General features: G+C 37.9%; 10 protein-coding genes. 4 read left to right on the top strand and 6 right to left on the bottom strand.

Annotated elements, in window-relative coordinates; all coding sequences use genetic code 11:
* A partial coding sequence (locus tag P9B04_RS08280; protein WP_342054516.1) for an RNaseH domain-containing protein occupies positions 1 to 864 on the top strand: 864 nt, incomplete at its 5' end.
* A gap of 79 nt (positions 865 to 943) precedes the next feature.
* Here the strand turns inward: P9B04_RS08280 and P9B04_RS08275 are convergent.
* The 5 genes from P9B04_RS08275 to trmH form a co-directional block, all read right to left on the bottom strand.
* Positions 944 to 1,507 (bottom strand): fasciclin domain-containing protein, encoded by a 564-nt coding sequence (locus tag P9B04_RS08275; protein ID WP_446717981.1) that lies wholly within the window; start codon positions 1,505 to 1,507, stop codon positions 944 to 946.
* A 117-nt stretch (positions 1,508 to 1,624) separates the two neighbouring features.
* Complete coding sequence (gene minE, locus P9B04_RS08270) at positions 1,625 to 1,921, bottom strand: cell division topological specificity factor MinE (protein ID WP_342054515.1); 297 nt, start codon at positions 1,919 to 1,921, stop codon at positions 1,625 to 1,627.
* Between the two features lie 25 nt (positions 1,922 to 1,946).
* On the bottom strand, positions 1,947 to 2,744 hold the full coding sequence (minD, locus tag P9B04_RS08265; protein ID WP_342054514.1) for a septum site-determining protein MinD: 798 nt from the start codon (positions 2,742 to 2,744) through the stop codon (positions 1,947 to 1,949).
* Positions 2,745 to 2,783: 39 nt separating this feature from the next.
* The gene (gene minC, locus P9B04_RS08260) at positions 2,784 to 3,602 is read right to left on the bottom strand and encodes a septum site-determining protein MinC (RefSeq protein ID WP_342054513.1); all 819 of its coding nucleotides are present in this window, start codon (positions 3,600 to 3,602) and stop codon (positions 2,784 to 2,786) included.
* Between the two features lie 134 nt (positions 3,603 to 3,736).
* Positions 3,737 to 4,399, bottom strand: a complete 663-nt coding sequence (gene trmH, locus P9B04_RS08255; RefSeq protein WP_342054517.1) for a tRNA (guanosine(18)-2'-O)-methyltransferase TrmH — start codon at positions 4,397 to 4,399, stop codon at positions 3,737 to 3,739.
* A 146-nt stretch (positions 4,400 to 4,545) separates the two neighbouring features.
* Between trmH and P9B04_RS08250 the strand changes: the two genes are divergently transcribed.
* Both P9B04_RS08250 and P9B04_RS08245 read left to right on the top strand, forming a co-directional pair.
* Complete coding sequence (locus P9B04_RS08250) at positions 4,546 to 5,697, top strand: NAD(P)/FAD-dependent oxidoreductase (RefSeq protein ID WP_342054512.1); 1,152 nt, start codon at positions 4,546 to 4,548, stop codon at positions 5,695 to 5,697.
* Positions 5,698 to 5,841: 144 nt separating this feature from the next.
* Positions 5,842 to 6,798: a class I SAM-dependent methyltransferase gene (locus P9B04_RS08245; protein ID WP_342054511.1), complete on the top strand. Its 957-nt coding sequence runs from the start codon at positions 5,842 to 5,844 to the stop codon at positions 6,796 to 6,798.
* A 280-nt stretch (positions 6,799 to 7,078) separates the two neighbouring features.
* Here P9B04_RS08245 and P9B04_RS08240 read toward each other — a convergent pair whose 3' ends face one another.
* On the bottom strand, positions 7,079 to 8,719 hold the full coding sequence (locus tag P9B04_RS08240; RefSeq protein ID WP_342054510.1) for a phytoene desaturase family protein: 1,641 nt from the start codon (positions 8,717 to 8,719) through the stop codon (positions 7,079 to 7,081).
* Between the two features lie 377 nt (positions 8,720 to 9,096).
* Between P9B04_RS08240 and P9B04_RS08235 the strand changes: the two genes are divergently transcribed.
* Complete coding sequence (locus tag P9B04_RS08235) at positions 9,097 to 9,651, top strand: hypothetical protein (RefSeq protein ID WP_342054509.1); 555 nt, start codon at positions 9,097 to 9,099, stop codon at positions 9,649 to 9,651.
* The last annotated feature ends 123 nt before the right edge of the window (positions 9,652 to 9,774 follow it).

Genomic DNA, 9,774 nt, shown 5'->3' with positions numbered 1-9,774 from the left:
TCTATTAGTAAAGGGTTTTATAAGGGGGTTAAAAAGAGCGGATTTGGTATAATTTCTCGAAATAGAACAACTTCTAATGACACCTTTTATGAACCTGTATTAGTGGTTATTTACAACAACAATATCAGGGTTTTATTACTAGAAGATGAAGAGATAAAATGGCGATCATTTCCTGATGCTATTTATAATTTATCTAATAAAAATAAGAATAGAAAAAAAATAGATAAAACTGTTGTGAAGAAGATGCTAGATCAACTTACTCTTAGTTATTCAAAGGCAAATAATATTTACCTTTATGTTCATGCACAAAACGCAAGAAGATATTGGCCATGGCTACAAGATACAAACTTTGACCCTAATAATTCACCTACTAATACAATCACCATTATTCGTATTCGAGATTTAATGAATAATGAAGTTGCTTCAGGATATGGACTACCATTAGAGAACGAAAATTTGACAGAAGAATTTGATCCAGAAATAGCTTCTTATGCTTCAGGGATTTTTATGCCAATCAATTGTAACCCTCAAGAAATTCCATTAATAGAATTAAATCAAACTGTATTAAGTATTGCTAAAAAACCAGAGACAAATCAAAAACGCAAAAATGTCAGTCGCTTTGATTCATATACTTCCAAGGGAAAAACTGAAGATCCTTCTTCTGATGTTAATTGGAAAATGCCTCAACCTCGCGCTCATAATATTTTAACCACACCATCGCCAGAAAACTTTATTTTAGATCACAAAATTGCTCATCAGTTGCGATCGCTTCATTGGTGGAGTGCAGACGAATGTAAATATCCTCTACCCCTATCCTTGGCTGAAAAACTTAAAGAATGGTGTTTTAGTGACTCCGTTGAGTGAAAAAATATCATCTATAGTTTCGTATAAAAGGGTTGAGATGGTAACATCCACCCCAACCCCTAACTATGTCAAAATTTTTCTATTCCTCAGAAGGTATAATCACTTTGTCGATGATGTGAATGACACCGTTACTGGTCATGACATCAGGTGTGACAACGGTTGCGTCATCAACCATTACTGAGTCACCTAACTCGATTTCCACCTCACTACCTTGGACGGTTTTAACTTTCCCGTCTTCGAGGTCTCCAGACTTATACACACCAGGAACGACGTGATAGGTTAATATAGCCGTTAATTTCTCCTTATTTTCGGGCTTCAGTAATTTTTCAAGGTTTTCTTCCCCTAAAGCGGCGAAAGCTTCGTCAGTGGGAGCAAATACAGTGAACTCTTGTTCGCCGGATAAGGTTTCTACCAAACCGGCAGCTTTGACCGCAGCCACTAAGGTTTCAAATTTACCAGCAGCAACCGCAGTTTCCACAATATCCATCTCGGCTTTGTCTGCCATCTCTTCGGTTCCCTCGTGATGAGACACTTCTCCCTTCATTTTGTCAGCAACTGCTGGAGCAACGAAGAAACCTAAAGCTAAGAGTACCCCTAATAAACCGGAAAGAGATTTTAAACCCGTCATTTGTTTGATGATCATTTGTTTTTTAATGTTAAGTATTGTAACAATGCTGATCTTCAGTTTACAAAATAAAAGTTAATTTTGTGACAAAGGCCTAATTCTGACGATCACATCAACGAAAAATGTTCCCGTTTCTCAAGAATCAGAAGCGGTTGCTGTTTCCGTTTCACGTTTAACGCGCCGAATAGGCACATTGGCGATGAGTGCTGTCATGCGTTGGTCGCTTTCTAGGGAAAATTCCATTTCTTCAGGGTCAATATCCACATAACGGCTAACCACCGTTAAAATGTCTTTACGCATAGCTTCCACCATTTCGGGGTTTAGTCCTGCGCGATCGTGGGCTAGAATAAATTTAAGACGGTGTTTAGCTTCATCACCGCTTTTGGCATTATTTTTCCAGGGAAATATTTTTTCGAGGATTTCGAGAATCATAGGGTTCTGGGTTTAGTAGAAGGGTTTACTTTTTGAAAATATTAAGAATACGGGTGATAAGATTATCATCAGCCGCCATAAAATCTAGAAAGGGAATCTCTTTGCCGTTTAATCGCTGCGCAATATTGGTAAAGGCTAAACTAGGCAAAGAAGGAGTTTCTTCTAACACCAAAGGTTCCCCTTTGTTGGTGGAAATAATAATGCGTTCGTCGTCGGGAACTATGCCCAACAAAGGAACTACTAATAAATCTAAAATATCCTCTACCCCAATCATTTGATTGAGTTGAATCATTTTCGGTTTAATCCGATTGACAATAAGGTGAATTTTTTTGATATCTTCGCTTTCTAATAAACCTACAACTCGGTCAGCATCACGCACAGCAGCCATTTCTGGGGTGGTGACAATGATAGCCTCTTGTGCCGCACAAATAGAGTTACGAAACCCCATTTCGATACCTGCTGGACTATCAACAAAAATAAAATCGAACTGTGTGTCCAACATTTCCACTAACTTTTTCATATCGTCGGGACTGATGGCTTCTTTGGTGCGATTTTGAGCAGCCGGTAAGAGCATTAAATTGGGTTGACGCTTATCTTTTACTAAAGCTTTCTCAATAGAACATTCCCCAGATAAAACATCAATAGCAGTGTAAACCACCCGTTGTTCTAGTCCTAAAAGCAAATCTAGATTCCTCAAACCAAAATCAGCATCTACCAATGCAATTTTGTACCCCAAACGGGCGATAGCTGATCCTAAATTAGCGGTAATAGTGGTTTTGCCTACGCCTCCTTTTCCAGAGGTAATTACAATAACACGACTCATAATGTAAAGCTCAATTATCCAATAGACTAAAATTTATTATTATGCAGGACTGGAGGTATTTTTTTGCGTCCATGCCTTATTTTTTGTGGTAAATGTGTGAGTTTTGTTAAAATTTAGGGCAGATTTGAGGCGGATGCCTTCGGTGGTCAAATAGGCCACCTCTGCTTCAAATACCTCTGGAATATCCCCTGGGGGTCGGGCTACGGCTTCACCAATGCGCAATTGGGTTGGCTGCATTCGTAACGCCATGATACAACATTCTGGGTTGCCTTTTGCCCCTGCGTGGGCAACACCCCGTAAATGTCCCCAAATGATAATGTCTCCATCGGCAATAACTTCTCCTCCTGGATTGACATCCCCTAAGATGATAATTGTTCCTGGATGACGAATGGCTACCCCAGAGCGAACTGTAGTCCTAAGATACAAGGGTTCAGTAAGATTGGTGGGGGTAGATGTGTCTGTGGGAAAGAGTTCCCTTTTTGGGCTTTCTTGTTCGACGGAATAACCTGCGGTGGCTGCGGTAATGGCGGTTTGACGACGGGTAGTGAACACACGGGTTAGTTGTAAGTCTGCAGCCTCTAAAGCTTCATTGATGTTGTGAAACTGACGACTATCCAGTAATCTGTTTTCTACTAATAAATGAACAGGGGTGTCTTCTGTCCAGGTTCCTTTATGATGGTTTAAGCAATATTTTAAGTCTTGCAATAATTCTACCCAGTCTCTATTTCCCTCTTTTGGTTCGGTATCTGGCAAAATCAATAATAGTTTTTTTCCTGCCCTTTTTAGATGAACTTGGGAATAAGGTTTAGATACATTAACATTACCCTTGGACAAAGACGGGGTTGACTCAGGATTCATACAATTCAACCTTTAAACGATCTAAGCCCTAAGCTTAACATTAATTATTAAACAATAGGTATATTTCAGTAAGTCAGTGGTCAAAATTCGTTGTAATAATAGCTGTTGGCTTTTATTTGATCAGTTTTTACTCGCTACGAATTTTCTTGAATTATTTGACCGTTTTCTCCTAGAGATGGATATTTTTCTCCTTTGTTTTGATACGCTGTTGCTAAGTTAGGATAACTCCATTCAAATAAAATTTCATGATATCTATCGCTGTTTAATCGACAAGTATCGTACATTTTTTTTGCCAATCTCTGGCGTTGTGCTTCAAATAAAATAACTGCAGCTGCCACAGAAACGTTTAAAGATTGCACCATTCCCAACATGGGAATAATAATATGTCCATCCACTAATTCGGCGGCATCTTCAGTAACACCCCATTTTTCTGCCCCTAATAAAATAGCTGTGGGTTGGGTGTAATCTATGTGGCGATAGTCTAAGGATTTCTCTGTGAAGTGGGCTGCATAGATGCTAAAATTTTGGCTTTTTAAATAACTTATAGCTGTTTTAATGTCGGGATGAGTGTGAAGAAATATCCATTTATCACTTCCTTGAGAAACCTGAGAAAAGGTAGGAAATTCATCAGTCTCATTAATACTATGAACGTCTAATATTCCCACAGCGTCACAAGTCCGAATAATAGCGGATAAATTATGAGGTTTATGAACATCCTCGGTTAAAACAGTTAAATCTGGTTGTCTTTTTTCAAGAACTTGTTTGATACGATGATAACGTTTAGGAAGCACATTAATAAACTAAAAATTACAAAATGACAGATATCATTTTATCATAGTATGCTGCTCTTAATTAGAAAGTAATATGAAACCCTTAATTTCGAGATAAATTATAATTAATTAGGAATTAATGATAAAATAATTAAAAACGACATAAAAATGACATGAATAATTTTGATTGGATTGTTGTTGGTGCCGGTATTACTGGCTCAGCATTGAGTTATGAGTTGTCTAAAAAAGGTTTAAAAGTATTATTATTAGAAAAAGATCCTAACTACGATAATGCAACTCGTTACAGTTACGGAGGGATTGCTTATTGGTCTGGAACTGACGATTATTCGATTCAATTATGTCAAGAAAGTCGAGAGATTCACAGTAATTTATCGGAAGAGTTGGGAGCAAGTACAGAATTTAGAGAACTGGATTTAATGTTAACTATTCCAGTCGATAATAATCCCCAATCTATTGCTAAAAACTACGAAAAATTTTTTATAAAACCTAGATTATTGAATCCAGAAGAAACTACAGAAGTTGAACCTTTATTAAACAAAAATGCCATTTCAGGATGTCTTAGGTTACCTCATGGACATATACACCCAGAAAAAACAAACAAAGCTTATCAACAAGCTTTTCTAAGATTAGGTGGAACCCTTAATTATGAAAAAGTTACTCAACTATTGTCTCAAAATAAAACCATTCAAGGAGTCAAAACAAATAAAGAAGAATATTACGGTGAAAATGTCGTGATTTGTGCAGGAGGGTTAAGTCATTTATTATTAAAAAATACAGGCATTAATATTAATATTTATTTTACCCATTCTCAGTTAATATTGACTCCAACTGTAGACATTAAACTACAAACATTAGTGATGCCAGCAGTGTTAAATCGTCTTGATATTGAAGAAAAATCCGGTGATTCTGGGATTCAACCTTTATGGGATAATCCTAGTGATGATGTTATCTCCGATGTTATGGAACCCGGTGCTATCCAATTTTTAGATGGCAGTTTCTGCTTAGGTCAAACCAGTCAAATTATAACCAATCCTACAGTAAAATTGAATGAAACTACAGCAGAAAAAACCATCCGTGAGGGAATAGAACCCATACTGCCCAAACTACAAAACTTACCTGGAAAATTACACAGTTGTTTAGTCGCTTTTTGCCCTGATTCTAACTTTTTGGTGGGTAAAATCAATGATTTCAAAGGACTTCACCTATTCTCGGGATTCACTAGTACACTTATGTTTGCTCCTCCTTTAGCAAGACGTTTTGCTGATTGGGCAACAAACAATAATGAAAAAATGCCATCTTTATAATGATGACATCTATATTTTTTATTACCTATTAGTAACAAATATTCTAAATTAAATAGCCCTTCCATCTTCTTGTTTTTACTTTACATTACTGAATAGTGATATAGTTAGAAATATCTTCAAAGTATAAACCCTAATTCTCATACTATGGCGGATAAAGTTAAACCTGATTGGACAGGGAACGATCTTCTTTCGCGCTTTGTTAACGTAATGATACAAACAAAGCCTATTTATCGCCTCATGACTCATCAAGCGAGAAAAGTAATTATTAAAACAGCAGAAAAGAACGGTATTGCTTGGGAAGAAAGCTGTCAAACTTTAGAAAAATCCCCTGCTAAAAGTCTATTAGCACAAATTACTAACCCCGATATCGTTTATCCCGATTATTATTTGGTTCCTTTTCATGCTTATGATCAAGGAAACTTGTGTTGGAAAGCTGCTTTTGAGGCCATTCCTGCTAGTCGATCTCTGGGACTTCGAGTCTGGAAAGATGAGAAGTTAACTTGGCAAGAAGCACACCAAAGATTGCGATCTAGTTTTTACGCTATTTTGGAACCTTATAGTCCTCCCAAAGTACAAAACATCCTTGATATTGGTTGTTCTGTGGGTATCTCTACCAAAGAACTACACCGTTATTATAGCCAACGGCAACAAAACTTACCCGTCAAGACCATCGGACTTGATCTATCCCCTTATATGTTAGCGGTGGCCAAAGTTACCGATGAGGAACAAGAAATAAGTGAATGGATACACGGTTTAGCAGAAAAGACCAATTTTGACGATAATTCTTTTGATGTGATTACAATTCAGTTTGTTCTCCACGAATTACCCCGTGATGCTGCAACCGCTATTTTTCAGGAAGTTTTACGTATTTTACGTCCTGGAGGTATTCTCGGTATCATTGACAATAATCCGAGTTCAAAAGTTATTCAAAACTTACCACCAGCATTATTTGTCTTAATGAAGAGTACAGAACCCCATAGCGATGATTACTATACTTTTGATGTGGAACAAACTTTAAAAAATTTGGGGTTTGATTATAAAACCACACTTCCTAGCGATCATCGTCATCGTGCTATTGTAGCCACAAAACCATTTGAATGAAATATAAATAAATATGTGTGTCACAGAAGGAGATCGCCTTCTGTGAAAAAATCGAAGCTAGAAGAGGCAGGGGGCAGAAGGCAGAGGTGCGATCCAAGCGGATTCTCAATCCACATTGGAAAGCACACCTTCGAGGGTTTTCGACTTTTAAGCTATCAATGTTAAAAGGGGATATGGCAAACGGATTTGGTATAAAAGAGAAATAGGGTCACTTAAGATGTACTTCACAGCTATGGAAAATGCTATGGTTTGATTACTCAGTTGAATATTGGACGGAAGACTAATCAGGTTTCAGCGCATTACTATATTTGATAGCGCGAGCTACCATCGTCACTAATTTCCAAGGCTTCTTGGTCGCCATCGCCGCACTGAGTAATCCTGAAGTCATAGCACCACAAACGCCGAAAAGAGCAGCATCACTCCCGGTGAGATAGAGACCTTGAATAGGAGTTTTGGGACTAAACCACCGATTCTGAAATTTTTCTGGAACCATTGGGAGACCGTAGATATTACCATTTCTGTGATTAGTAAAATGGGTCGTAGTGATTGGAGTCCCAACCTCCAAATACTCAATTTGTTCAGCAAAACCAGGAAAATGTTCGTTGACAAATTCGACGAGACTATTGCCTATACGGGTCTTTAATTCCTCATAGTCCCCACCCCGATGCCGCCAAGGTTTATTATCCCAAGCGTTGAATGAATCAGCATCAATAAATGCAATAATCTCAGCAGTATGCCCTTTTGCAACTGGATTTTTAAGAGACGGAAAAGACAGAAATGCATGATTTACTTGACCATTAACTAACTCATTTCGGCAAGCGTGGATGTCATCATGGTCATAATCAGAATAAATCCAATAGTTTTCACCTTGGAAACCAAATCGTTTCGGATCACTTTTAAGCCCCAGATAGACCGTGACGTTAGCTGTACCGTTAGGGAATTTTTTAGTTTCCATACGACAAGGTAGCTTTATTTCTTGAGGAATCAGACTTGTATAAGTTTTATAAGCTCCAGCATCAGATATTACCGTATTGGCTAGGAAAATTTTCTCAATTGACCGTTTTCCTTTTTTTTGAAACGCACGGACTCCGATTACTTGGTTCTCCTTGATTAAGATTTCCTCAACTGAGTGATTCTTAAGCACTTTTCCACCTTGTGCTTCTATCGTCGGCACGATACTTTCAGCAATTGTGGCTGAGCCACCAACCGGGAAATATCCACCTTCCATGTAATGACGCACTAACAATGCGTGTCCGACAAATGCACTTTGGCATGGTGGCAGACCATACAATCCCCATTGTCCCAGCAACACAGCTTTAAGCTTGGGATCGGTAAAGTGGCTGTTCATGTACTCACCTGTAGTCATCTGAGCATATTTCTCACCCCACTTACGAATCAAGCGCGCCAAAAACCAGAGCTTACCTGTCATCATCTGGGTAACTGTGTATAGTTCTAACCACATGTAAGCACGATCCAAGTCCTTAAAGTATTGCTGGATTGCTAAATTTTCATGGGGAAAGCGATCAATTAACCCAGCTATCAGGTGTTTTCGCCCTTTGCGTACGTCATGGGTAAAGTGGGGAAAGACCAAACGATCATAAACATCAGGCATGGGCTGCCATTTGACCTGTCCCTGGGTAATGAAATCAAAGATGGCTCTGGGAACCGAGCCTTGTTCTACTTCTCCAACGTAATGCAATCCGACATCCCATTCCAAATTACCGTGACGCTTAAAAGTATGCGTAAAGCCACCAACTTGAAAGTGACGCTCTAGTAGGAGTACTCGTTTACCCTCAAGCTGACTGAGAAGACTCGCTGTTGTCATTCCTCCCATTCCTGAGCCAATGACAATGACATCAAATTGCTCAGTGATGGTTTCCGATGATTGATTTTGGGTTTGAGGCAGAATAGTGGAAGTCATGGTGTCCTCACTTAAATTAGATCTCAATGGATAGGAGAAACATTGGTACATTGCGCCAAGGCACATAAACAAAAGTACCAATCTCCACAGAACTCAGTGAATGGAGCCAACACATTGATTTTTACTCTTTCATTTTTTAGCCTAGTTATATTCGATTTGCCATCGGTATTTACTCCATCTGACGATAGTTTTGTCTTTCATTGGTTTAGTAAAAACAACGACTATCTTAACTCTTTTATCATTGCATTTTAGCCAAAGCCATGATAAAAATATTGAATTGTCCCAAATGCCATATCTCCCAAGACCCCAAATTGAAAATAATAAATTTAATTAAATCGAAGACCTTTAAATTTTGTTCTGTCTTCCTACTAAAATAAATGAAATCCATCAAACTCTCGCTAAAAATAATGGCATTAGGCTGTCTTAGTTTAGGGTTTCTTTTTTTTATCTTTTTAGTTATCCTTCGGTTTATTTTTCCTGACTTGTATTTTTGGAAACCAATAAAACTATCGTTAAATGGAGTTAGATGTCTTGATATAGAAGATGAATCTCAATACTTTTATGATTCCTCAGAATTTAAGATGCCGACCAATGCAGAAATTGTTATAAGCTGTAATGACCATAGTGGTTTTCATAGGGATGGAGAATACTATGTTGTGTTTGATACTACCAATCAATATATTAATAACTATTTGCAGAGTCGCTTATGGGAAATATCTTGGAAACGTGGCCCTATTCCAGATACAGTTACTTCAAAAACTGGATTATATAAAAAGTTCTTGGAAGATTTTCAATCTCCGAATGTCTGGTATTTAGTGGAAGATAGGTTTCCCGTGAAAGAAAGCCAACCAGCTAATATATTTCATAATGGAAGATTAATAATGATTAATCCAGATAAAAAGAGAGTCTTTTACAGTCAATGGGATTTTTAGTTGCTGTTGTCGATAAAGATAATACAAATAGCCCCCGTCGCTCAATTAAGCTGAACGGGGGTTCATAATTAAACTCACATCTTGCACCAAGAAAAGTTGATATGAGGAACGATGGCTAAAACT

Origin of the sequence: Crocosphaera sp. Alani8 (genome assembly GCF_038442745.1) — a bacterium.
Taxonomy (GTDB): Bacteria; Cyanobacteriota; Cyanobacteriia; order Cyanobacteriales; family Microcystaceae; genus Crocosphaera.
The sequence above is the reverse complement of the archived record's forward strand: the minus strand, read 5'-3'. Positions and strand labels throughout refer to the sequence as shown.

Excerpts from the sequence above, each read along its gene's own strand:
- P9B04_RS08275 (WP_446717981.1), bottom strand. The coding sequence starts at position 1,507 with ATGATCATCAAACAAATGACGGGTTTAAAATCTCTTTCCGGTTTATTA.
- minE (WP_342054515.1), bottom strand. The coding sequence starts at position 1,921 with ATGATTCTCGAAATCCTCGAAAAAATATTTCCCTGGAAAAATAATGCC.
- minD (WP_342054514.1), bottom strand. The coding sequence starts at position 2,744 with ATGAGTCGTGTTATTGTAATTACCTCTGGAAAAGGAGGCGTAGGCAAA.
- minC (WP_342054513.1), bottom strand. The coding sequence starts at position 3,602 with ATGAATCCTGAGTCAACCCCGTCTTTGTCCAAGGGTAATGTTAATGTA.
- P9B04_RS08250 (WP_342054512.1), top strand. The coding sequence starts at position 4,546 with ATGAATAATTTTGATTGGATTGTTGTTGGTGCCGGTATTACTGGCTCA.
- P9B04_RS08245 (WP_342054511.1), top strand. The coding sequence starts at position 5,842 with ATGGCGGATAAAGTTAAACCTGATTGGACAGGGAACGATCTTCTTTCG.
- P9B04_RS08240 (WP_342054510.1), bottom strand. The coding sequence starts at position 8,719 with ATGACTTCCACTATTCTGCCTCAAACCCAAAATCAATCATCGGAAACC.
- P9B04_RS08235 (WP_342054509.1), top strand. The coding sequence starts at position 9,097 with ATGAAATCCATCAAACTCTCGCTAAAAATAATGGCATTAGGCTGTCTT.